This is a genomic window from Mesorhizobium sp. 128a (genome assembly GCF_053848025.1).
This window is the reverse complement of sequence record NZ_JBSPKY010000010.1, coordinates 39,864-61,234: the sequence shown is the minus strand read 5'-3', so window position 1 is coordinate 61,234 and position 21,371 is coordinate 39,864. Positions and strand designations below refer to the sequence as shown.

The window sequence follows — 21,371 nt, the reverse complement described above, 5'->3', positions numbered from 1 at the left end:
GCTTACGAGATCCTGACGAGTGGGGTAGCGGCGATGCCGCCGAATTCCGCGAGCACGGTTTCGCCGCCGATCGCCGTCTGGCCGACGGCGACACGCGGCACGGCGGTCGAAGGCAGGAAGACGTCGACGCGCGAGCCGAAGCGGATCAGGCCGAACCGTTCGCCGATGGCGATCGAGCCGCCGGTCTCGGCCCAGCAGACGATGCGCCGCGCCACCAGGCCGGCGATCTGCACTGCGGCCACGGTGCCGTTGGGGCTGTCGATGACCAGCCCGTTGCGCTCATTTTCCGAACTTGCCTTGTCGAGTTCGGCGTTGAGGAACTTGCCTGGCCGGTGCTCGATCTTGGAAATACGGCCGCGCACGGGGGCGCGGTTAACGTGGCAGGAAAACACGTTCATGAACACCGAGATGCGGGTCATTTCGGTGTTGCCGAGGCCGAGCTCGCGCGGCGGCACCCCCGGCCCGACCGCCGAGATGATGCCGTCGGCGGGGCTGACCACCAACCGGTCGTCGACCGGCGTGACGCGCTCGGGATCGCGGAAGAAATAGACGCACCATGCGGTCAGGATCAGGCCGACCCAGAACAGCACCGAGGAGAAATAGCCGAGGAACAGCGTGCCGGCGCCAAAGGCGGCGATGAACGGATAGCCCTCGCGATGGATCGGAACGAAGGCATTCTTGACCGAGTCGACTAGGCTCATTTGGTGGAGCTCATGGGCTGGGGCGGTCCCTGTTTCAGGTCCGGCCTCAATACCGGAAAGGCTCCGCCGTCGCAACGCAACATTGGGCATGGCTGCATTGGCCGCGGCCGGCAGCAACGGCGACATGCTTGCCTGTCGGCGGCTTTGCCGCCAGAATTCAGCCACCGCTGGCTCAGTGCGCGGCGAAAAGGCCGACTGCCCATGATGCCGAAATCAGGGAAAGCGCACCACACTACCGCGCGAGCGGCAGCTATGGGTGCCGTTTTGACTGCACTGCTGGCAGCCCATGCAGCGGCCCCAGGCGAGCCTTCCTTCGATTGCGCCAAGGCCGCCAGCGTGGCGGAAAAGGCCATTTGCGCCGACCCGGCTCTGGCACAAGCCGATGCCGATGTAGCGAAGCATTATGCCGCGCTGCTGAAGATGCTCGATGCTCCTGCCGGCAAGGCGCTGCGGGACGACCAGAGCGATTTCATCGTGTATCGCGACCAGATTGCCGGCTTCAACGAGAACACGCCCAAGGACCAGCAGACCTTCGATCTCGGTGAATTCCTTCGCGACCGCGCGACTTTCCTCGCCGGCATCCGTAAGCCGGCGGACGGCAGTCTCGTCGGCACATGGAGCAGTGTCCGTGGCTCCGTCGAGATCGAGGCAACGAGGGGAGACAAGGTCGAGATCTCGGAAGATGTGGTCTCCAATCCAGTTTCGGGAAGCGGGTCGTGTGAAATCGGCGGAACAGTTGCCAACCGCAAGACGCTGCGGCTCGAAGACACCGACGACAACGACAAACCTACCGGGTTTGTCTTCACTTTCCGACGCGACGGCGATGCACTTGTCGCCGAGCAGAGCGGCACCGGCAAGGATGACAGAACCGAACCACCATCCTGCGGCGCCAACGGCCATGCCGATGGAACGTTCTTTTTGAGCGAAAAACCGTAGGCTTGCTGTCGCTAACCCGCCGCAGCGGAGCGATCAAAGTGCGCGTCGAGTTCAGGCCTCGTAGCTTCGGCGAGCTTTTCGTAGTCCTCCACACGTAAGAGCACGCTGCTATTCGGAGAAGACAGGGAGAGGAACGTGCGGTCAGACGCCAGCACCACCCAATTCACCACTGGCCCTTCTGCCGTTTGCACCACCGAGTTAGCTGAGACTATGGCACCCAGTGGATCGAAGCCGGCCTTGCGCAGCAGAAGGTCGATAGCGACTGGAGCATGATTCTGTTCAGTCAGTTGGATTACTGTTTCAATCTCCGACTCCTCCGCGCGTCCAAGCCGAGTCCCGACCCTCGGTGCGCCGGCTCCCAACAGGTTCTCACCAGGGCGTATGACCGGAGCATCGTCAGGGGGGATGTACTCGTAAACTGTAACGTGTGCCTTCGTTGCGGCGCATAACCGGGGCTCTTCGACACTGGTACGCAGATGGAAGACCATTTGCTTTTCGCCTTCGACATCCAGCATTCTTGCCATCCCGAGTCCGAGCTTGATCTCCGATGGCGCTATCGTTGCGCAGGCAAGGCCAGCACCGACATCGCGCTGGTTCAACATCTGGCTGACAAGTTTGCTAACCGACTCATGAAGCAGCCTACCTTCACGCTGGGGGTTGGCCGCAACGAGTTGGTCGATCGCATCGTCATAATCGTCATCATCGACAACTTGCAGATCAGGCCATGACGCGATCCAGCGCGCCAAAAGGTTCTCCATCGGCGCAGCCTCATCAGCAGCGTAGAAAGCATGATCAAGTGTATCGAGAAAATCATCCCGCCCGCCCTCGAAGCCCGTCTGCTCGGCGACTTCGTCGGGATGGTCTGCAATCCAGCCGGACATCTTTTCCAGAGTCGCAAGTTGGCCCTTTGCGCCGCAAGCAGTGAGTCCGGCTCGTGCGTTGGCAATCATGGTACCGATTTCCTGCCCGGCGTTGTGGATGAATTGACTATGGCCGCCGTTCTTCACCTCTGAAGAGTACGAGTCGGCATGAAGGACCTGCATCGCCTTCGGGTCGATTTCGGGATAACGATAGAGTCCCTTCGAAACCATCGCTGTGACGAATTGCATGACAGCGAAGACGAGAAAAAAGGACTCTTCATCAGCATTCTCGACGTTCGAGCGAAGTACGACGACCGGCAACGGCAGGCCGAATTCCAACTGCTTTCCAGAATCTGATGCCGGCTTGCCGGGCGTTTTCTTGGATTTGCGGGAAAAGAAACCGAACATCGAAAATACTCTGTTAGCCGGCAAGCTTGCGCGGACGAGGTTACTTCCGACGCGACAATATCAGCTGTCCGCAAGGATGAAAGGCGCTCCGATCTGATCAAATTTGCCAGAGGCATCCGCACGACGGTTGGCCCAAAATTATCGACGGTTATGTCGGGGCGCCATAGGCTCACGCGTCCTTGGCAGGAAAGCGCTTCGCGATAAATGAGTTGCGGCGAGGCGACAAAGCGAGGGGTCAGCAATGCCATCGTCGAAATCGGTCGTCATCAACACCAAGCTCGTTGCGTCCCGACTCGCTTTCGGCGAGTCGCCGCGCTGGCATGATGGGCGGCTGTGGGTCTGCAACTGGGGCACCGGCGAGATTGTCGCCGTCGATGCCGATGGCAACAGCGAGGTCGTGCTCGCAATACCGGCCGTCCTGCCCTATTCGATCGACTGGCTGCCGGATGGGCGGCTGCTGGTCATCTCGGGGCGTGAAGGGTTGCTGTTGCGGCAGGAGGTGGATGGAACGCTGGCTACTCATGCCGATCTTCGATCGCTGTCGAACAGCCCATGGAACGAAATCGTCGTCGACGGGCGCGGCAATATCTATGTCAATGGCGGCGGGCCGGCGCCGGCGCCGGGCGAGCATTTCGGACCGGGCACCATCGTGCTGATCACGCCTGACGGCAAGGTCCGGCAAGTGGCCGAGAACATCGCGTTCGCCAATGGCATGGCCGTGACGCCGGATAACAGCACGTTGATCATCGCGGAATCGCATGCCAACCGGCTGACCGCTTTCGATATCGCGGAGGATGGCGGGCTTTCCAACCGCCGTGTCTGGGCCGATCTCGATGGCTTTCCCGACGGCATCTGCCTCGATGCCGAAGGCGCTGTCTGGTATGCGGATGTTCCCAACAAAAGCTGCGTGCGGGTGCGCGAAGGTGGCGAGGTGCTGGAGACGATCGATGTCGATCGCGGCTGTTTTGCCTGCATGCTCGGCGGCCCGGATGGCAAAACGCTGTTCATCACCGCCGCCAAATGGCGCGGCTTCGAGCATATGGTCAGTGACGCCCGCACCGGTCAGGTGCTGAGCGCCGAAGCGCCAGCACCTGGAGTCGGCTGGCCCGCTCAGAGCGGTTCAGTTGTCTGAACCGCTCTGGTTTGTTTTTTGCGCAATTCCGGACGGAAAACCGCTGCGCACTTTTCCTGGAATTGCTTCTACATCTCAGGCAAGCGCTGATAGTTGGCGATATCGGCCTTCACGCCAAGCCGGGCGATGGTCTCCTGCGGGTTGAAGCCTGCCCGCTCATGCGCCGCCTTGACGATGGGCACGACATTGTCGACGGCCGCCTGGTTTTGCCATTCGACGATGGTGACGAGGTTGAATTCGCCAGGACCGGAGAACTGCTCGAGCACGAAATCCTGGACGAATCCTTGCTGCAGGCGCAGCAATTCATGCGTTGTCCTGACCTTGCGAAGGATCTCTTCGCGCGCCTCGGCGGGCACGATGAATTTGTCGACCCTGAATACGGCATCGGCAAACTGTTGATTTAGTTGATCCATTTCAATCTATCTCCGTTCTTGAACACATGGTTGTGCGGTGGCTCAGGAACGGTTTGCGGGCTCAACCTAAGTTGAGGTCAAGAGGGAAATTTTTAGCGCGGAAAATCTCCCCCCTTGAGGGGGAGATGGCCGCGAAGCGGCCAGAGGGGGTCGTCTCGCGTAGAACGCCAACGTTGTCTCTGCCGCGAAAGGCGTCGGCGCTCCACGCGCCGCGACCCCCTCTGTCGCCTTCGGCGATCTCTCCCCCTCAAGGGGGGAGATTATCTGCGCTAATTCACCTCCGACGTCCGCCGTCTCACAATAACCCCCAGCTCATCGCTCTCCCTGGCAATACGCAGCCTCTCCTCGGCTTCCGTCGCTTCGCGCTGGCGGTCCCACATCGAGGCGTAGAGGCCGTGTTGGCGCATCAGCTCGGCATGGGTGCCGCGTTCGGCGATCTGGCCGTCCTTGAGCACGATGATCTCGTCGGCGGTGATCACCGTCGACAGGCGGTGGGCAATGACGATGGTGGTGCGGCCCTTGCTGACCAGGTCGAGCGCGGCCTGGATTTCCTGTTCGGTATGGCTGTCCAGCGCCGAGGTCGCCTCGTCGAGCATCAGGATCGGCGGCGCCTTCAAAATGGTGCGGGCGATCGCCACGCGCTGTTTTTCGCCGCCCGACAGCTTCAGGCCGCGCTCGCCGACCATCGAGCGATAGCCTTCCGGCAGGCGTTGGATGAACGGACCGATCTGGGCCAGCTCGGCCGCCTTTTGCACATCCTCTTCGCTGGCGCCGACTCGGCCGTAGCGGATGTTGTAGGCGATGGTGTCGTTGAACAGCACGGTGTCCTGCGGCACCATGCCGATCGCGCCGCGCAGGCTCTGTTGCGTCACGTCCCTGACATCCTGGCCGTCGATCAGCACCTGGCCGCCCTGGACGTCGTAGAAGCGGAACAAAAGCCGCGAAATGGTCGACTTGCCGGCGCCGGAGGGGCCGACAATGGCAACCGTCTTGCCGGCCGGCACCTCGAAGGAGACGCCCTTGAGGATCTTGCGGTTGGGATCATAGGCAAAATGCACGTCGCGGAACTCGACCGTGCCGGCAGAGACGGCAAGCGGCTTGGCACCGGGCTTGTCGACGATCTCCTGCGGCACGTCGAGCAGATCGAACATCTGCTCGATGTCGGTCAGGCCCTGGCGGATTTCGCGGTAGATGAAGCCTATGAAATTGAGCGGCACCGATAGCTGAACCAGCATGGCGTTGATGAAGACGAAATCGCCGACGCTCTGCGTGCCGGCCTGCACCTCCAGCGCCGACATGCACATGACGATGACTGTGCCGAGGCCGAAGATGATGCCCTGGCCGAAGTTAAGCCAGCCGAGCGAGGTCCAGATCCTGGTGGCGGCCATTTCGTAGCGCGCCATCGACCGGTCGAAACGCTCGGCCTCCATGGTCTCGTTGTTGAAATATTTGACGGTCTCGAAATTGAGCAGCGAGTCGATCGCCTTGGTATTGGCGTCGGTGTCGCTGTCGTTCATGTCGCGGCGGATCGAGATGCGCCAGTCGCTGGCGCGGACCGTGAACCAGACATAGACCCAGACAGTGATCGCCACAACGGCCACATATTTCCAGCCATAGGTGTAGGCGAAGATGCCGGTGGTCAGCGCGAATTCGAGAATGGTCGGCGCGGTGTTGAGCATGATGAAGCGCACGATCGTCTCGATGCCCTTGGTGCCACGCTCGATGATGCGCGACAGGCCGCCGGTGCGCCGCTCCAGGTGAAAGCGCAGCGACAGCTGGTGCATGTGAACGAAGGTGCGGAAGGCGAGCTGGCGCACGGCATATTGGCCGACGCGGGCAAACAGGGCGTCGCGCAGCTGGTTGAAACCGAGCTGCACCAGCCGCACGACATTGTAGGCGACGACCAGCATGACAGGCGCCAGCAGGAAGGACGGCAGCGGCGGCGCAGATTTGGCGTCGCCGGCCAGTGCGTCGGTCGCCCATTTGAAGAAATACGGACCTGCGACCAGCGTCAGCTTGGCAACGACAAGAAGCAGCGTCGCCCAGGTGACGCGTGCCCTGAGATCGGCGCGGTCGGCCGGCCACATATAGGGCCACAGATTGCGCAAGGTGCCGAAGGTCGAGCTATCGGAAACGGTTTTTTCTGCCACTTTTCTTGCCTTTTGGGTGAGAGCGGATCAGCGGCCGGAGCAGCAGGAATTAACGAGCGCGGTCAGCGATGCGGAAACGTCTGCGAGCGCTGTGCGGTCGACCTCATAGCGCGAGCGCTGCCGGTCGGGCTGGAAGCGGACCAGGCCGGCCTCGACCAGGATCTTCAAATGCTGGGAAACGGTGGACTGCGCCAGATCGAGATGGTCGACAACCTCGCGGCAGCAGCAGGACTTGCTGGCCGACAAATGTTTCAGGATCTCGATGCGCGCCGGGTGTGAGAGTGCCGCGAAGCGAGCCGCGACAGCGCGGCTGGCGGGCGGTGCGCAGTTTGCGTGGTCTTGTTCGGAGAGGGAGTGTGTCATCGTTCATCGGCGATAGACGATGAACTGGGGTGGGGCAAGCTAATCCGATGGGTAGATGGCCGGCAGGCCAGAGGGGGCGTGAAGGATCACGACCTTTCTGATCGGCAAAACGGACTCCAGCTGATAGTGGGAGCACCAATGACAGGCCGGCGGGACAGCGCGCCCCCTCCTCCCTGCCGGGCATTTCCCCCACACGGGGAGATTAGCTAATCACTTAACTACTGCGTCTTTCCCGGCGCTGTCGTCGCTTGCTCGCCCATTGCCTTGAGGTCGGCGGCTTCGCCTTCCTTGGACTTTTCCGGCACCTTGAACACCTGCCCCGGCCAGATGCGGTCGGGATCGCTGATCTGGTCCTGGTTGGCGAGATAGATGGTCGAGAAGCGCACGCCGTGACCGTAGACCCGCCGTGAAATCCGCCACAGCGTGTCGTTGCGGCGGATGATGACGGCGCCGTCGGCATGTTCGAGTTTCGGCGCCACCGTTTCCGGCACGTCGGGCGTTGCTGCCGCAACGACAGCCGGAGCCTCGGCAGCGGGCGCTGCCGGGGCCGCCGGTGCCTCGGCTACTGCGGGTGCGCTGGCAGCCGGAGCGGCAGGAGCCGGTGCGGGAGCGGCCGGCGCTTCGGCAGCAGCCGGTGCGGCCGGCTTTGCCTCGGCTGGCTTGGTCCCGGCGGGTGCCACCGCGGCGACCGTGTCGCCAGGCTCACGCTCGAACGGTACGGCGGCGCGGGCAACCACCTTCACGCCGTCGGCATCGAGACCGTCGACATGGATGGTGTAGCTGCCAACCGGGATGTCGCGCGTCGCCTCGACCAGGAAATGGCCGTCCGACGACGTCACCGCGTCGCCGAGCAGGATATCGTTGGCGTAGGCGCGCACCTTGCGGCCAGCATCGGCGAGACCGGCAACGAAGATCTTGTTGCCGTCGATCTCGACCGCCTCGACGACGATTTTCGGTTCGGCCACCGCCGCAGCCGGCGGTGTCGCCGGTGCGGGAGCTGCGGCGGCATCCACCGCGGCCGGGGCGGCAGGTGCGGTCGCGGCAGGCGCCTCGGCAGCGGGAGCAGCGGCTTGATCGCCGGCAGCCGGTGCCGCAGGCTTGGTCTCAGGCGCCGGAACGGTCAACAGCTCGGCCGGCTTGCCAGGCTCCTCGACCATCGCCAGCACCTGGCCGGCGGCGTCCTTGGGAACCGAAACGACGGCGGTCTGCACCGAAGGCGTAACGACATCGCCTGTCGTTGAGCGCAGCGCAATCGTATAGTCGCCGGGCTTGAGCGGATCGTCGAGGACGATGACAAAGGCGCCGTCCGGGCCGGCGACCGTCGAGCCGAGCACTGTCGAGCCGTTGAGGATCTCGACCTTGGAATTGGGCGCGGCATTGCCGGCAACGACGATCGAGCCGTTGCTTTCGACGCGCACCACATCGAAGCTCGGCACAACCGGGCCGGCCACAGCCGGTGCAGTAGCTTCTGTGGCTGGAGCCGTTGCATCGGCAGGGGCCGGCGTAGCCTTGGCATCGGTGGGCGCGGCAGGCGCCGGTGGCAGCCTTCCCTCGGTCCCTGTATCGGCCGGCTTGTCAGCCGGCGGCGTCAGCGACGCAACCTCCGCCGGCGGCGTGGGATTGAGATACGGGTCGAGTGCGCCCGACACATAAGCGGTTCCGACGACCGCGACGGTCCCACCCGCCGCGAACAGAAACGCCTTCAAAGGATTAACAGCCATATTTCCCCTACCCCTTAGCCACCTAACGCCGGTCTAGCGCTTTTTGCCGGAACCGACAAGAAAAAGCCCGGGCTTGTCGGCCTCTGGGCTTGACCCCGCATTCAGACCCAATCACCAATCACGAATGAACACGATTCGATCCGTCTGCGTCTACTGCGGCTCGTCTCCGGGCCGCGATGAAATCTACGCCAAGGCCGGACACCTGCTTGGCCGCTCGCTCGCCAAGTCCGGCCTGCGATTGGTCTATGGCGGCGGAACCAAAGGCATTATGGGCGCCGTCGCCGAAGGCGCGCTCAAGGCCGGCGGCAAGGTAACGGGCATCATTCCGCGCTTCCTCATCAACAAGGAGGCGACCGAAACCGCGCTTGACCGGCTCGACGAGTTGTTGATCACCGACAACATGCACGAGCGCAAGCACAAGATGTTCGAAAAATCCGACGCCTTTGTGGCGCTGCCGGGCGGCATCGGCACGGTAGAGGAGATCGTCGAGGTCATGACCTGGGGTCAGCTCGGCCATCACCGTAAGCCGATCGTCTTTGCCAACGTCAAAGGATTCTGGAATCCGATGCTGGCGCTGCTCGACCACATGTCGAGCGAAGGCTTCATCCACACTGCGCAACGGGTCAAGCCGCTGGTGGTCGAAGACCCCGAAGCCATCGTCGCCGCCATCATGGTGGCGGGCTCGTCGGTCGATGCGCCGACGGAAGGCGTGCAGTCGGTGATTGATAAGATGTAGGGGAGCAAGGGAGTATGTTTAGAAGATCCCCTACTTCCCTACTGCCTCCCTCAAATCCACAATCACCGCCCGCTTGTCCTGACGTCGCCATGCAAGATGGATCGAGACGGTCCGCTCGAACCAGGGCAGGTCACGGAACAAGATCCCTGAGGGTGCCGCGCTCTGGAGACTTGCCTGAACCGTCGCCAGACCGAGCCCGGCGCTGACCAGGCCGAGCGAGGTCAGGGGATCAGCGGTCTCATAGGCAATGTCGGGCACGAAGCCGGCCTTGGCGCAGGCAGCCAGGAACTGAACCCGGTTGGTGTCGTCGGGCTGGCGCACCACCGTGATCCAGACGCGGCCATCGAGATGCTCGGGCCGGATGTCGACGATAGCGGCGAGCGGATCATTTTGCGGCATCGCCAGCACCAGCGGTTCGCGCTTCACCAGCATGGCGGCAAGATCGGGATCGTCGGCAGCGGGCGGGCCGTAGACGAAGCCGAGGTCGAGCGAACGCTGGCGTAGCCCCTCGAGTTGGACCGCGGAACGCTGGTTCTTCAACTGCAGATGAAAATCCGGCCGGTCGCGGCGGAACTGCCGCAGCATCCGGCTGACAAGGCCGGCATGCACGGCGCCCTCGACATAACCGATGGCGAGCCGCCCGACAGCGCCGCTGGCAAGGTTGCGGCCAAGCTCCTCCAGACGCCGTGCATTGGCAAGCAGCGCCCGCGCCTCGGCAAGAAAGGCCTTGCCTTCGGCATTGAGGTGAACGCGCTGCTTGGCCCGCTCGAACAGGGTGATGCCAAGCTGCGCCTCGAGCTGCATGATCTGGCGGCTCAGCGGCGACTGCGAGATGTGCAGGAGTTCCGCGGCACGGCCGATAGTGCCGGCTTCGGCCACGGCGACGAAATAGCGGAGCTGGCGCAGGTCAAACATTTTTTCTCCAAAGCCTGAAGTCCTTTAGGGTCTCAACTTTAGCCTAATCAGTCTTGGACTGTCTGACCAGCGGCAGCGATAGTTTGGGCATCGAAACCACAGGAGACAGAAATGCAGTTCTTTGCCCTTCTCACCCGCAACACCGAAAAGTTCAGCGACGCCGATTTCGCGCCGCTGCTGCCCGGCGAAGCCGAACAGCGCCGCACGCTCTATGCCGAGGGTGCAGTGCGCCAGGTGTGGAACCGCGGCGATATCCCCGGCAGCGGCATGATGTTCGAAGCCGGCAGCGACGCCGACGTGCGCGGCCACCTCGCCACCTTGCCGCTGATCAAAGCCGGGATGATGGACATCGCCGCAGTGGTGCCGCTTGCGCCCTACCCCGGGTTTGGGCCCAAGCGCTGAGAGATCCCAGCCAAGTGCGGCCGGCGGCAATCGACGCCGCTGGCTGCCTGGCGACGATCCACCGCAAGGCTTCGTGACGCCGGGAGCATGCCGCAAGCTGATCGACAGACTGTGATCGGCTGTCAAGAAACTGTCACACAGAACCCGGCTCGCCCGTGTTAGGAATAGCGGGCATCCGCGCGCGGCGTGGTCGAAATTAATACTTGGCGAGGCGAGCCGTGAACATCGCTCTCAACGCGGAAGGCACTCCCCTGTCGCCTTACCTGCCCGACGAGCACGGGCTGTTCTTCATCTATCATTTCACCGCCGACGGGCTGCGCACCAAGGACGCCGCCGGGGCTGCATGGACCTGGCGCAGCTACCAGCTGTCCGACCTGCGCGCCCGCCGCGAGATCGCCGCCGAGGCGGCGCTGCCCGCGCCAGTGCGCGAAGCCTTCCTCGGCGCCAGCCAGGGCTGCCATATCGATCTCGAGGATGACTGGCTCTATGGCGACCTGCCGGATCTGCGCCACGACTATTCGGCGGAGGCACGCGGACTCGGCCATTTCCGCTTTGCCCTCAACGAAAAAATGCTGATCGGCGCCCGCAAGCAGCCACTGGAATCGGTTGATCTCATTCGCAAGGCGGTGGAGAGCGGCTCACGCAAATTCCGCGCCCCTGCCGACCTGATCGAGGCGGTCATGGGCCAGTCGCTCGACGGCATGGCGGCCGAGCTTCACGGCCTTGGCGATACGCTGGACGGCATCGAGGATCGTATCGTGCGCGATGCCTGGCACAGCGAGCGGCAGTCGCTGGTCGAGGCGCGCCGTCAGCTGGTGGTCATCCATCGGCAGATGGCGACGCTCACAAACCTGTTCCGCCATCTCGACCATTCGCATCGCAATGAGCTGCCTGACCCTATCAACGACATGGCGACAAGGCTCTCTCACCGGGCGCACACACTCTATCACGACGGCGAGCAGTTGCAGGCGCGCACAAGGCTGCTGCAGGACGAACTGATGGCCAAGCTGACGATGCAGTCGAACCAGCTGCTCTATGTGCTGTCGGTGATGACGGCGGTGCTGTTGCCGATGACCATCATTTCGGGCCTCTTCGGCATGAATGTCGGCGGCCTGCCGCTGGTCAACACGCCGATGGGGTTCTGGGTGGTGTCGGCGGTTTCGATCGTGATCGCGGCGGCGACCTATCTGTTCGTCAGGCGGCTCGGGCGGATGTAGCACCGACTGGCTTTTGTTTGACGCAATTCCCAAGGGAAAGCGCTACGCGGTTTTCCCGGGAAAACCGCTACACACTTTTCCTGGAATTGCTCATCACGCCGTGGCGCGAAGATCCTCGGTGACGGTGCCGGCGGCAGCGACTTCCGCTTCATGATCCGGTTCGCGCCAGGTCTCCGCGAGGCCCGCCGCATACCATTCCTGCATTGCCGGCAGGCCAAGCAATTGCGCGGGATAGGCGGCGGCCGCACCCTCGAAAGAGAGCCCATAGGACTGGACGCGGAACGCCACCGGGGCAAAGAAGGCGTCGACGGCGGTGAAATGACCGCCGGCAAGAAATGGCCCGCCGAACCGAGCAAGGCCATCGTTCCAGAGATCTCCCAACCGGAATAGATCCTGCTTCAGCGCGTCAGACATAGGAAACGGCTTTATACGCACGCCGCAGTTCATCGGACATGCGCCCCGCAAGGTGGTGAAGCCCGAATGCATTTCGGCGGCGGCCGAACGTGCCCAGGCGCGTGCTTTGGCCTCGACCGGCCACACACCGTGGTGACGCTCGGCGAGATATTCGGCGATGGCAAGCGAATCCCACACAGCCCAGCCATCATCGACCAGGCAAGGCACGCGGCCACTGGGTGAAAACGACCGGTAGAGATCAAAGCTGGGCCCGGTCGGGAACGGCGTCAGCCGCTCCTCGAACGGAATATCGAGGGTCCGCATCAGCACCCATGGCCGCAGCGACCACGACGAGTAGTTCTTGTTGGCAATGTGCAGCACGTACATCGAAGGAGATCCTATTTCGCGGCCAGCGCCACGGGCCGGGTTTCACGGCCACGGAACATCGACCAGGAATACATCGCCAACGCCGCCCAGATCAGCGCGAAGGCAATCGCCTGCGTGGTGCCGAAGGGCTCGTCGAAAATCAGCACGGCGATGAGGAACACCATGGTTGGAGCGATGTACTGCATGATGCCGATGGTGGAGAGGCGCAGAAGCTTGGCGCCGAAGGCGAACAGAAGCAGCGGCACGGCGGTGACCGGTCCGCAGCCGATGAGCAATGCCGTGTCGGTGCCGTTGCTGGAGATGAAATGATCCTGGCCGTTGGCGATCAGGAAGACGATGTAGCCAAGCGCCGGCACCGACAGCAAAAGGATTTCGAGCAGAAAGCCCTGGCTCGGACCGATCGGCAGCGTCTTGCGGAAGAAGCCGTAGGCGGCGAAGGAAAAGGCCAATGCCAGCGACACCCAGGGCAGTTTGCCGGCATCGACGGTCAGCACCGCGACCGCGATCGCCGCCAGCGCCACCGCCGCGATCTGCAGCCGGTCGAGCTTCTCGCCAAGCAGAGCCGCGCCGACGACGATGCTGACCAGCGGATTGATGTAGTAGCCGAGTGCGGTTTCGACGGTGCGGTCGACCGAGATCGCCCAGACATAGATGCCCCAATTGACCGAAATCAGCGTCGCCGTCAGCGCCGCCATGGCGATGGTGCGGGGTGAACGGATCGCCGCCTTGAAGTCGGCAGTACGGCCGGCCCAGACCAGCACCGCAGCGGCAATCGGAACCGACCAGACGATCCGGTGGGCGATCACCTCGGTAAGCGGCAGATGGGCGACCGCCTTCATGTAGAAGGGCAGCATACCCCACAAGAGATAGGCCCCCAGCGCCAGCAGGAAACCGCGGCGGGCTTTGGCGTCGGCATCGGGGGCAAGTACGTTGGTGGCCATGGCGCAACGCTATGGATCAACGGCTCGGCCAAGACCATCGCAAAGTTGTGATGGATCAATGGACTTTCGCTGATGGTTCAAGTGCAGGGGCGCAAGTCGCCCCCGCTCGCGCGGGCGAGGAAAAAGGCCTACTCCGCAGCCACCAGCCCCGCCATCTCGCGGTTCTTCATAAGCTTGTAGACGATCGAATCCATCAGCGCCTGGAAGGAGGCGTCGATGATGTTTTCCGACACCCCGACCGTCCACCAGCGGGCACCGGTGCCGTCATGCGATTCGATCAGCACCCTTGTGATCGCTTCAGTGCCGCCATTGAGGATACGCACCTTGAAGTCGGCCAATTCCATGTCGGCGATCTCGCCCTGGAACTTGCCGAGATCCTTGCGCAGTGCAATATCGAGCGCGTTGACCGGGCCGTGGCCTTCGGCGACTGACATCTTCTCCTCGCCGTCGACCTCGACCTTGACGATCGCTTCGGAGACCGTCTTCAGCTGGCCGTTGGCGTCGAAGCGGCGCTCGACCATGCAGCGGAACGACGTGACGTTGAAGAATTCCGGCAGGCCGTGCAGCATCTTGCGCGCCAGGAGCTCGAAGGAGGCATCGGCACCCTCATAGGCATAACCCTCGGCCTCGCGCTCTTTGACCACCGATATCAGTGCATCGAGGCGGTGATCGTCCTTCGGCACGTCGATGCCGCGGCGCTTCAGCTCGGCGAGGAAATTGGCCTTGCCGCCCTGGTCGGAGACCATGACGCGGCGGCGGTTGCCGACGGCTTGCGGCTCGACATGCTCATAGGTCGCCGGCTCCTTGGCCAGTGCCGAGGCATGGATACCGGCCTTGGTGGCGAAGGCCGAGGCGCCGACATAGGGCGCCTGCGCTTCCGGGGCGCGGTTGAGCAATTCGTCGAATGCGCGGGAAAGCCTGGATATCCCGGTCAGGGCCCCGGCCGAAATACCCGTCTCAAAGCGATCCGCGAAGGCCGGCTTCAGTGCCAGCGTCGGCACGATCGAGACGAGATTGGCGTTGCCGCAGCGTTCGCCGATGCCGTTCAGCGTGCCCTGGATCTGGCGCACGCCAGCTTCGACGGCAGCAAGGGAATTCGCCACCGCCTGGCCGGTGTCGTCATGGGCATGGATGCCGAGATGATCGCCCCTAATGGCGGCGGCGATCACCTTTTCGACCACGGCGCGCACTTCCGAGGGCTGCGTACCGCCATTGGTGTCGCACAGCACCACCCAGCGTGCGCCGGCGTCATAGGCGGCCTTGGCGCAGGCCAGCGCATAGTCCGGATTGGCCTTGAAGCCGTCGAAGAAATGCTCGCAATCGACCATCGCTTCCTTGCCAGCGGCGACAGCCGCTTCGACCGAAGCCTTGATTGCGTCGAGGTTCTCCTCGTTGGTGCAGCCGAGCGCGACGCGGACATGATAGTCCCAGCTCTTGGCGACGAAGCAGATGGCGTCGGACTTCGACTGCACGAGCGCCGCAAGGCCGGGGTCGTTCGACGCCGATACACCCACCCGCTTGGTCATGCCGAAGGCGACGAATTTCGCGCGCGCCGTCCGCTTCTGCTGGAAGAAGGCGGTGTCGGTCGGATTGGCGCCGGGATAGCCGCCCTCGACATAGTCGAGGCCGAACTCATCGAGCAGCTTTGCAATCGCGATCTTGTCCTCGACGGAAAAGTCGATGCCGGGCGTCTGCTGGCCGTCGCGCAAGGTGGTGTCGAAGAGATATAGGCGTTGCTTTGTCATGGCTGCGCGGGTGCGTGCACACCCTCCTCTGGCCCGAAGGCCGATGTCATTTCTTTCCCGCGAACTTGTCCGTTGCCCTGATCAACTGGTCGAGGATCCCCGGCTCAGAATAGGCATGGCCAGCGCCTTCGATGAGGTGAAAATCCGCTTTCGGCCAAGCCTTGTGCAGCGCCCAGGCGTAATGCGCCGGGCATGGCATGTCATAGCGGCCGTGGACGATGGTTCCGGGAATGTCCTTCAGCTTCCAAGCATCGCGCAGCAGCTGTCCCTCCTCCAGCCAGCCGGCATGGACGAAATAATGGTTCTCGATGCGGGCAAAGGCGATGGCGAAATCGTCCTCGCCGAACTTGCCGCTGGTTTCGGGCTCCGGCAGCAGCGTGATGGTCTCGCCTTCCCACAGGCTCCAGGCAAGAGCTGCTTCGAGTTGAGCCTTGCGGTCGGTCCCCACCAGGCGCTTGCGGTAGGCGGCCATCATGTCGCCGCGCTCGGCTTCAGGGATCGGCTTCTGAAAGCGCTCCCATTTGTCGGGGAACATTTCGGAGACGCCGAACTGATAATACCATTCGAGTTCGGCGCGGGTCAGCGTGTAGATGCCGCGCACGACAAGCTCACTGACGCGATCGTGGTGGGTCTCGGCATAGGCGAGCGCAAGCGTCGAGCCCCAAGAGCCGCCGAACACCAGCCATTTGTCGAAGCCGCACATTTCGCGCAGGCGCTCGACGTCGGCGACAAGATGCCAGGTGGTGTTGGCGTCGAGCGAGGCGTTGGGGGTCGATTTCCCGCAGCCGCGCTGGTCGAACAGAATGACATCATAAAGCTTCGGGTCGAACAACTGCCGATGTTTTGGCGAGATGCCGCCGCCGGGACCGCCATGCAGGAACACCGCCGGCTTGGCACCTTTGGTGCCTGAACGCTCCCAATGGATCTGGTGGCCGTCGCCGACATCGAGCATGCCGGACTCGAAAGCCTCGATCTCAGGATAGAGAGTACGAAGTTCACTGCTCATTTCATTGCTCATATCTGCAGGCCGTGCGCCGGCCAGTCCGTGGTTTCGTGGTCGGGATGCTGGAAGGAGATGATCTGCTCCTGGCGGGTATAGAAATCCGGATCCTGATGCACGGGCTGGTCGAAGATCGTCTCCACCCAGGGCAGCCGGGCGGCGTAATTGATCTGGATCTGCGGCGCGAGATCGGAGCGGTCGTCGAAGGCGCCGATGGCGATCTCCAGCGCGCCGGGCTGGCGATAGGTCAGCGGCGTGCCGCAACGGGCGCAGAAGCCGCGATCGATGTTGACCGACGACTGGAAATAGGTCGGTTCCTCGCGCACCCATTCGACTCCATTCTTGGGCACGGTGACCAGCGCACCGAAGAACGACCCGAACTGTTTCTGGCACATGCGGCAATGGCAGATGGAGGGACGGCCGAGCTTGCCCTTGATGCGGAAGCGCACGGCGCCGCACTGGCAGCCGCCGGTTCTGATATCATCGGTCATGATTTTTCCTCTGGCGGCCATTGTTCGGTGTCGTGGTCGGGATGCTGGTAGGAGACGAGTTCGGCAAGATAAGGAGCCGATGACATGTCGGCCATCGTGTCCTCGCCTGGCAATTGCGGGATGGTATCGACATAAGGCAGTTTTGCCTCCGTGCCCCACTGGATCAGCGGCACGATGTCAGCCGGATTGTCGAACGCTCCAATGGCGAGACCAACGCCGTCAGGCGCGGTGAAGGTCAGCGGCGTCCCGCAATTGCCGCAAAAACCACGGTCGACATGGCTGGACGAGGCGAAATATTTCGGCTCACCGCGCGTCCAGTCGAGTTTGGCGCCGCGCACCGAAACCAGCGGCGCGTAGAAGGCGCCGAACGCCTTCTGGCACATGCGGCAGTGGCAGATCGAGGCGTCGCCTAATGTACCTTCGACGCGGAAGCGCACCGCGCCGCACTGGCAGCCGCCGGTATAGACTGGCCGGTTGTCGAGGCTCATCGCGTCTCACTCCAATTCATGGCTCATTCCGGGGCATGGCAGACGGCCTCGACATTGTTGCCGTCGGGGTCGAAGACGAAGGCGCCGTAATAGTTCGGGTGATAATGCGGCCGCAGGCCCGGCCCGCCATTGTCCTTGCCGCCGGCGGCAACCGCCGCGGCATGAAAGGCATCGACCTCGGCGCGGCTGCGCGCGGTGAAGGCGACATGCTGATGGGTTCTCGGCTCGTCCTTGCCGGCCTGCAGCCAGAACACCGGCCGGTCGCGGCCATAACCGCCCACCTTGGCGCCGCCGGTATATTCCAGCGGCACCATGTAAATCAGCGACGCGCCAAGCGGCGCCATCGCCTGGTCGTAAAAGGCCTTCGAAGCGTCGAAATCGGCGACATTGATGCCGAGATGGTCGATCATCTTTTTACCTCCCAAGTGGTGATTCTTTCGCCCGTGACCGGGTCCTTGCCGTCCTTCAACTGCACGCCTTGCGCCAGAAGCTCGTCGCGGATGCGGTCGGCTTCGGCCCAGTTTTTCGCGGCGATGAGGGCGAGGCGATTGGCGATGGCTTTGGCGACGTTGTCCTCATCGACCTTTGCCGACGCCACATCGAAGCCGAGGAACAGCAGCGAGGCCTTTAGCGATGCGGCCGCTTCGTTGCCATCCGCGACCTCGCCAGCAAGCTGCGTCAGTTGCTGGAAAGCGGCGTAGGTAGCGAGATCGTCCGACAGTGCCGCCACGATTTCGGCCGGCACTTGTCCTGCGGCCGGTGCGAGATCGGCGGCGCGCTTCCATTTGCGCAGCGTGTTCTCAGCCTCTTCCAGCTTGCGCACGGAAAAATCGATTGGCTCGCGATAATGCGTCATCAGCATGGCCAGCCTGAGCACTTCGCCCGGCCATCTGCGGCCACCGAACGTGTCGGTCTCCAGCAGTTCGGCGATGGCGTAGAAATTGCCGAGGCTCTTCGACATTTTCTGGCCCTCCACCTGCAGGAAGCCGTTGTGCATCCAGACATTGGCCATGACGTCGGTGCCGTGGGCGCAACGCGACTGGGCGATCTCATTCTCATGGTGGGGGAAGATCAGGTCGAGGCCGCCGCCATGGATATCGAAGGCGTCACCGAGATAGGCGGCCGACATGGCCGAGCACTCGATGTGCCAGCCGGGCCGGCCCCTGCCCCACGGGCTGTCCCAGCCGGGCTCTTCCGGCGAGGACAGTTTCCACAGCACGAAGTCGCCCGGGTTCTTCTTGTGCGCGTCGACGGCGATGCGCGCTCCAGCCTGCTGTTCGTCGAGATTGCGCTTCGACAGCTCGCCGTAGTCCGGCATCGAGGCGGTGTCGAATAGCACCTCGCCCGCCGCGACATAGGCATGGCCGCGTTCGATCAAACGCTCGATGAGCGTGATCATGTCGGCCTTGCCGTCGGCACGGCGCGCGACGAATTCGGTGGCGCGCGGCTCGACCGTCGGCGGCAAGCAACCGAGTGCGGCGACATCCCTATGGTATTGGTCGGCGGTCTTTTCGGTGACGCGGCGGATCGCCTCGTTGAGCGTCAGTTTTCCCGACGCGATCTCGGCACCGAAATCGCGCAACGCGCGGGCGTTAATCTTGTCGTCGACATCTGTGATGTTGCGCACATACGTAACGTGCGCCTCGCCGTAGAGGTGACGCAGCAAACGGAACAGCACATCGAAGACGATCGCCGGCCGCGCATTGCCGATATGGGCAAAATCGTAGACGGTCGGGCCGCAGACATACATGCGCACATTCGCGGCGTCGATCGGGACGAACATGTCCTTCGTCCGCGTTAGCGTGTTGTAGAGGCTGAGACCCTTCGATGCGTCAGACATTAAGTGCCCTTCCGGTCCGTTACTCTTTGGTTGAGCATGATCTTATCCGAAAACCGGTTCCCACTTTTCGGGATCATGCTCTGCGCAGAGCCGTCCTTGCGCCTAGGCACAAATCGGGCTCCAGCCTGCTGGCCGGGGCGTTTGTCCACTCTGGGGAAAGATGAGGCGAAAACGTCCGGACCAGCGCGAGGCTAGCCAATAATGCAAATGCCACAAATGGCGAAAAACGTTTTCATGGGCGGCTTTATCGCCTTGGCCGGTGTTGCCGTCAAGTCGCAACTTCCGGCAAAAGCGTCGCTGGATCACAGGTCATGAGCCAGTGAAACATTTTATTAAACATGTCGGCACAGTCATGAAACATTCGCCGGCTAGTTCACCACAGGTCACGATTCGGTCAGATTCGGCCGGCAAACGCAGACACGGAAATGTTACCAGGGAAGAGACTGATGTCACGAACCAAGCAGGAATCGAGCCGCGCCAAGCAACCGGCGCTTGCCAACCACTACCGCGCAATCGGGCCGGCCGCGATCGTCGCTGCCCTTCTGCACACCGCGAAGAAGAAGAAGCCGGCGCCGAAAATCACCTCGCCCCGCGCTGCCTGAACTCTTTGTTTTTACGCAATTCCGGACGGAAAACCCCTCACACTTTTCCTGGAATTGCTTTAGGCCGCCGGCCGCCGACAAGGCGCGTGCCGGCATGGCAGGCTGAGGCGCTTGAGAGCGCCTGAAAACAGCAGATCTTCCTCATTGAGCAGGTTCTTCCCGAAGACTGGATCCTTGGGATCGTGCTCTAAAACAGCGTCATTTGACTGTCGTCCGCGCCGGGCTTCTGGCGCCTGACCCTCTCGGGCTCCGGCCCGACGATGCCAATGTCCTGAATCTCCGGCGCCGTGTTGGCGACCTTGTTGACGAGGTCGGAGACGGGAACTGCCTCGAAGAAATCGGGCTGAGCGGGTCTGAGCAGATCGGCCACGTCGCGCGGTTCGAGCGTCCTGCAGTCCAGCCAGCGGGCGAAATCCTCAGGCGCGATCACCACCGGCATGCGGTCATGGATATGAGCGATGCCGGCATTGGCATTGACGGTGAGAATGGCGCCGGTGTCCATCTCCGAACCACCGGGCTCGGCATAGGTTTCGACCAGCCCGGCAAAGGCGACGAGCCCGCCATGCCTCGGCCTTATCCAGTAGGGCTGGCCCTTCTTGCCGTTGCCCGATTGCTGCCACTCATAAAAGCCGGAAGCCGGCACCAATGCGCGGCGATGGCGCATGGCGGCTTTGAACGAGGCCTTCTCCGCCGCTCCTTCCGAGCGCGCATTGAACAGCAGCGGAAATTCCCTTGTGTCCTTGACCCAGGTGGGGATCAGACCCCACCGCACCAGCATCGCCTGGCGATCCGGAAAATTCGAGCCCGGCATGCGCGGCGGTCCGGACAGCGCCATCAGCACCGGCTGCGTCGGCGCGATGTTGTAGCGGGCCGGAAAATCCTCCAGTTCGGCCAGGCCGAGCAAGGCAGCGGTCTCGTCCGGCGTGGCGGTCAGGGCAAAGCGTCCGCACATGGGCAAGCTCGATGAAATGATCCGATCGCGAAAGTGGCGATGGAACCGGCGTAGCGCAACCGCTAAAGCTCTCTGCCGCAGGCCGGTCCACAGGGGCTAGCCTCGGGCAGGGCGAATCGAGATCGATGAACGAGCAGCGCAAGACACTTCCCGCAGTCTCCGTCGCCGTCGTGCGTGGCAAGACGGTGCTGCTCGTCAAGCGGGCGCGACCCCCGTCGCAAGGGGTCTATGCCTTTCCCGGCGGCAAGGTCGAGCCCGGCGAAACTCTTGAGCAGGCGGCGGCGCGCGAATTGCTGGAGGAGACCGGGTTGCGGGCGAAAGACTATCGTCCGCTTCGCGACATCCACATCGACGGCAGCGGCGAGAATCACCCGGTCGACTATCTCTTGACGGTCTTCGGCGCTGTCTATGCAGGCGGCGAGGCGACAGCCAGTGACGACGCCGAGACCGCCGCCTTCTATACGCTGAACGAAATGACCGACATGCCGCTCGCGGGCGACGTGTTTGAGGTCACTGAGGAGCTTGTGGGCTCGAGCGGCTCCGGTATCTGAACGCAGAGAATCGCCTTGCAGGCGACA

The 21,371-nt window shown here is 62.9% G+C and carries 23 protein-coding genes; 7 read left to right on the top strand and 16 right to left on the bottom strand.

Annotated features, from left to right (window positions below; genetic code table 11):
• Positions 1–2: 2 nt before the first annotated feature.
• Complete coding sequence (locus ACWTU9_RS17605) at positions 3–791, bottom strand: phosphatidylserine decarboxylase (protein WP_455859523.1); 789 nt, start codon at positions 789–791, stop codon at positions 3–5.
• Positions 792–953: 162 nt separating this feature from the next.
• Here ACWTU9_RS17605 and ACWTU9_RS17600 point away from each other — a divergent pair, with 162 nt between their 5' ends.
• Positions 954–1,637, top strand: coding sequence for a lysozyme inhibitor LprI family protein (locus ACWTU9_RS17600; RefSeq protein ID WP_455859382.1), 684 nt, complete (start codon positions 954–956; stop codon positions 1,635–1,637).
• 11 nt (positions 1,638–1,648) lie between these two features.
• Here ACWTU9_RS17600 and ACWTU9_RS17595 read toward each other — a convergent pair whose 3' ends face one another.
• Complete coding sequence (locus ACWTU9_RS17595) at positions 1,649–2,905, bottom strand: DMP19 family protein (protein WP_455859381.1); 1,257 nt, start codon at positions 2,903–2,905, stop codon at positions 1,649–1,651.
• A 241-nt stretch (positions 2,906–3,146) separates the two neighbouring features.
• Between ACWTU9_RS17595 and ACWTU9_RS17590 the strand changes: the two genes are divergently transcribed.
• Entirely contained in the window at positions 3,147–4,037 is an 891-nt protein-coding gene (locus ACWTU9_RS17590) for an SMP-30/gluconolactonase/LRE family protein (RefSeq protein WP_455859380.1), read from the top strand.
• Between the two features lie 68 nt (positions 4,038–4,105).
• Here ACWTU9_RS17590 and ACWTU9_RS17585 read toward each other — a convergent pair whose 3' ends face one another.
• From ACWTU9_RS17585 to ACWTU9_RS17570, 4 genes are all read right to left on the bottom strand, one after another.
• Positions 4,106–4,450, bottom strand: a complete 345-nt coding sequence (locus ACWTU9_RS17585; RefSeq protein WP_455859379.1) for an antibiotic biosynthesis monooxygenase — start codon at positions 4,448–4,450, stop codon at positions 4,106–4,108.
• A gap of 269 nt (positions 4,451–4,719) precedes the next feature.
• Positions 4,720–6,600, bottom strand: coding sequence for an ABCB family ABC transporter ATP-binding protein/permease (locus ACWTU9_RS17580; RefSeq protein ID WP_455859378.1), 1,881 nt, complete (start codon positions 6,598–6,600; stop codon positions 4,720–4,722).
• Between the two features lie 27 nt (positions 6,601–6,627).
• Positions 6,628–6,963: an ArsR/SmtB family transcription factor gene (locus ACWTU9_RS17575; RefSeq protein WP_454577074.1), complete on the bottom strand. Its 336-nt coding sequence runs from the start codon at positions 6,961–6,963 to the stop codon at positions 6,628–6,630.
• A gap of 218 nt (positions 6,964–7,181) precedes the next feature.
• Positions 7,182–8,684: a LysM peptidoglycan-binding domain-containing protein gene (locus ACWTU9_RS17570; protein ID WP_455859377.1), complete on the bottom strand. Its 1,503-nt coding sequence runs from the start codon at positions 8,682–8,684 to the stop codon at positions 7,182–7,184.
• 124 nt (positions 8,685–8,808) lie between these two features.
• Here ACWTU9_RS17570 and ACWTU9_RS17565 point away from each other — a divergent pair, with 124 nt between their 5' ends.
• A complete protein-coding gene (locus ACWTU9_RS17565) occupies positions 8,809–9,420 on the top strand; it encodes an LOG family protein (RefSeq protein WP_181059005.1) in 612 nt (203 codons plus the stop codon).
• A 30-nt stretch (positions 9,421–9,450) separates the two neighbouring features.
• Here ACWTU9_RS17565 and ACWTU9_RS17560 read toward each other — a convergent pair whose 3' ends face one another.
• Positions 9,451–10,335, bottom strand: coding sequence for a LysR substrate-binding domain-containing protein (locus ACWTU9_RS17560; RefSeq protein ID WP_455859376.1), 885 nt, complete (start codon positions 10,333–10,335; stop codon positions 9,451–9,453).
• A gap of 111 nt (positions 10,336–10,446) precedes the next feature.
• Here ACWTU9_RS17560 and ACWTU9_RS17555 point away from each other — a divergent pair, with 111 nt between their 5' ends.
• The gene (locus tag ACWTU9_RS17555) at positions 10,447–10,737 is read left to right on the top strand and encodes a muconolactone Delta-isomerase family protein (protein WP_455859375.1); all 291 of its coding nucleotides are present in this window, start codon (positions 10,447–10,449) and stop codon (positions 10,735–10,737) included.
• A gap of 218 nt (positions 10,738–10,955) precedes the next feature.
• The gene (locus ACWTU9_RS17550; RefSeq protein ID WP_455859374.1) at positions 10,956–11,954 is read left to right on the top strand and encodes a transporter; all 999 of its coding nucleotides are present in this window, start codon (positions 10,956–10,958) and stop codon (positions 11,952–11,954) included.
• A gap of 93 nt (positions 11,955–12,047) precedes the next feature.
• On the opposite strand, the gene ACWTU9_RS17545 is transcribed toward ACWTU9_RS17550, so the two are convergent.
• The 8 genes from ACWTU9_RS17545 to cysS all read right to left on the bottom strand — a co-directional run bounded on the left by ACWTU9_RS17545 (position 12,048) and on the right by cysS (position 19,239).
• Positions 12,048–12,734, bottom strand: a complete 687-nt coding sequence (locus ACWTU9_RS17545; protein WP_455859373.1) for a glutathione S-transferase family protein — start codon at positions 12,732–12,734, stop codon at positions 12,048–12,050.
• Positions 12,735–12,745: 11 nt separating this feature from the next.
• Positions 12,746–13,675, bottom strand: a complete 930-nt coding sequence (rarD, locus tag ACWTU9_RS17540; protein ID WP_455859372.1) for an EamA family transporter RarD — start codon at positions 13,673–13,675, stop codon at positions 12,746–12,748.
• Positions 13,676–13,803: 128 nt separating this feature from the next.
• Positions 13,804–15,420 (bottom strand): citramalate synthase, encoded by a 1,617-nt coding sequence (gene cimA / locus ACWTU9_RS17535; protein WP_455859371.1) that lies wholly within the window; start codon positions 15,418–15,420, stop codon positions 13,804–13,806.
• Between the two features lie 46 nt (positions 15,421–15,466).
• Positions 15,467–16,426, bottom strand: coding sequence for a prolyl aminopeptidase (gene pip / locus ACWTU9_RS17530; protein ID WP_455859370.1), 960 nt, complete (start codon positions 16,424–16,426; stop codon positions 15,467–15,469).
• 8 nt (positions 16,427–16,434) lie between these two features.
• A complete protein-coding gene (locus ACWTU9_RS17525) occupies positions 16,435–16,911 on the bottom strand; it encodes a GFA family protein (protein ID WP_455859369.1) in 477 nt (158 codons plus the stop codon).
• A complete protein-coding gene (locus tag ACWTU9_RS17520; RefSeq protein ID WP_455859368.1) occupies positions 16,908–17,399 on the bottom strand; it encodes a GFA family protein in 492 nt (163 codons plus the stop codon). The genes ACWTU9_RS17525 and ACWTU9_RS17520 overlap by 4 nt, the downstream gene beginning before the upstream one ends.
• A gap of 23 nt (positions 17,400–17,422) precedes the next feature.
• Positions 17,423–17,809 carry a VOC family protein gene (locus tag ACWTU9_RS17515; RefSeq protein WP_455859367.1) on the bottom strand — a complete coding sequence of 129 codons (387 nt, stop codon included), beginning with the start codon at positions 17,807–17,809 and terminating at the stop codon, positions 17,423–17,425.
• Complete coding sequence (gene cysS, locus ACWTU9_RS17510) at positions 17,806–19,239, bottom strand: cysteine--tRNA ligase (protein ID WP_455859366.1); 1,434 nt, start codon at positions 19,237–19,239, stop codon at positions 17,806–17,808. The genes ACWTU9_RS17515 and cysS overlap by 4 nt, the downstream gene beginning before the upstream one ends.
• A gap of 446 nt (positions 19,240–19,685) precedes the next feature.
• Here cysS and ACWTU9_RS17505 point away from each other — a divergent pair, with 446 nt between their 5' ends.
• Positions 19,686–19,841: a hypothetical protein gene (locus tag ACWTU9_RS17505; protein WP_112560752.1), complete on the top strand. Its 156-nt coding sequence runs from the start codon at positions 19,686–19,688 to the stop codon at positions 19,839–19,841.
• A gap of 187 nt (positions 19,842–20,028) precedes the next feature.
• Here the strand turns inward: ACWTU9_RS17505 and ACWTU9_RS17500 are convergent, their stop codons facing one another.
• On the bottom strand, positions 20,029–20,793 hold the full coding sequence (locus tag ACWTU9_RS17500) for an SOS response-associated peptidase (RefSeq protein WP_455859365.1): 765 nt from the start codon (positions 20,791–20,793) through the stop codon (positions 20,029–20,031).
• Positions 20,794–20,918: 125 nt separating this feature from the next.
• Between ACWTU9_RS17500 and ACWTU9_RS17495 the strand changes: the two genes are divergently transcribed.
• Positions 20,919–21,344 carry an NUDIX hydrolase gene (locus tag ACWTU9_RS17495; RefSeq protein WP_455859364.1) on the top strand — a complete coding sequence of 142 codons (426 nt, stop codon included), beginning with the start codon at positions 20,919–20,921 and terminating at the stop codon, positions 21,342–21,344.
• Positions 21,345–21,371 lie beyond the last annotated feature (27 nt).

What these genes read in the sequence shown, in the direction of transcription:
- ACWTU9_RS17605 (WP_455859523.1), bottom strand. Translation starts at nt 791, where the DNA reads ATGCCCAATGTTGCGTTGCGACGGCGGAGCCTTTCCGGTATTGAGGCC.
- ACWTU9_RS17600 (WP_455859382.1), top strand. Translation starts at nt 954, where the DNA reads ATGGGTGCCGTTTTGACTGCACTGCTGGCAGCCCATGCAGCGGCCCCA.
- ACWTU9_RS17595 (WP_455859381.1), bottom strand. Translation starts at nt 2,905, where the DNA reads ATGTTCGGTTTCTTTTCCCGCAAATCCAAGAAAACGCCCGGCAAGCCG.
- ACWTU9_RS17590 (WP_455859380.1), top strand. Translation starts at nt 3,147, where the DNA reads ATGCCATCGTCGAAATCGGTCGTCATCAACACCAAGCTCGTTGCGTCC.
- ACWTU9_RS17585 (WP_455859379.1), bottom strand. Translation starts at nt 4,450, where the DNA reads ATGGATCAACTAAATCAACAGTTTGCCGATGCCGTATTCAGGGTCGAC.
- ACWTU9_RS17575 (WP_454577074.1), bottom strand. Translation starts at nt 6,963, where the DNA reads ATGACACACTCCCTCTCCGAACAAGACCACGCAAACTGCGCACCGCCC.
- ACWTU9_RS17570 (WP_455859377.1), bottom strand. Translation starts at nt 8,684, where the DNA reads ATGGCTGTTAATCCTTTGAAGGCGTTTCTGTTCGCGGCGGGTGGGACC.
- ACWTU9_RS17565 (WP_181059005.1), top strand. Translation starts at nt 8,809, where the DNA reads ATGAACACGATTCGATCCGTCTGCGTCTACTGCGGCTCGTCTCCGGGC.
- ACWTU9_RS17560 (WP_455859376.1), bottom strand. Translation starts at nt 10,335, where the DNA reads ATGTTTGACCTGCGCCAGCTCCGCTATTTCGTCGCCGTGGCCGAAGCC.
- ACWTU9_RS17555 (WP_455859375.1), top strand. Translation starts at nt 10,447, where the DNA reads ATGCAGTTCTTTGCCCTTCTCACCCGCAACACCGAAAAGTTCAGCGAC.
- ACWTU9_RS17545 (WP_455859373.1), bottom strand. Translation starts at nt 12,734, where the DNA reads ATGTACGTGCTGCACATTGCCAACAAGAACTACTCGTCGTGGTCGCTG.
- rarD (WP_455859372.1), bottom strand. Translation starts at nt 13,675, where the DNA reads ATGGCCACCAACGTACTTGCCCCCGATGCCGACGCCAAAGCCCGCCGC.
- cimA (WP_455859371.1), bottom strand. Translation starts at nt 15,420, where the DNA reads ATGACAAAGCAACGCCTATATCTCTTCGACACCACCTTGCGCGACGGC.
- pip (WP_455859370.1), bottom strand. Translation starts at nt 16,426, where the DNA reads ATGAGCAGTGAACTTCGTACTCTCTATCCTGAGATCGAGGCTTTCGAG.
- ACWTU9_RS17525 (WP_455859369.1), bottom strand. Translation starts at nt 16,911, where the DNA reads ATGACCGATGATATCAGAACCGGCGGCTGCCAGTGCGGCGCCGTGCGC.
- ACWTU9_RS17520 (WP_455859368.1), bottom strand. Translation starts at nt 17,399, where the DNA reads ATGAGCCTCGACAACCGGCCAGTCTATACCGGCGGCTGCCAGTGCGGC.
- ACWTU9_RS17515 (WP_455859367.1), bottom strand. Translation starts at nt 17,809, where the DNA reads ATGATCGACCATCTCGGCATCAATGTCGCCGATTTCGACGCTTCGAAG.
- cysS (WP_455859366.1), bottom strand. Translation starts at nt 19,239, where the DNA reads ATGTCTGACGCATCGAAGGGTCTCAGCCTCTACAACACGCTAACGCGG.
- ACWTU9_RS17505 (WP_112560752.1), top strand. Translation starts at nt 19,686, where the DNA reads ATGTCACGAACCAAGCAGGAATCGAGCCGCGCCAAGCAACCGGCGCTT.
- ACWTU9_RS17500 (WP_455859365.1), bottom strand. Translation starts at nt 20,793, where the DNA reads ATGTGCGGACGCTTTGCCCTGACCGCCACGCCGGACGAGACCGCTGCC.
- ACWTU9_RS17495 (WP_455859364.1), top strand. Translation starts at nt 20,919, where the DNA reads ATGAACGAGCAGCGCAAGACACTTCCCGCAGTCTCCGTCGCCGTCGTG.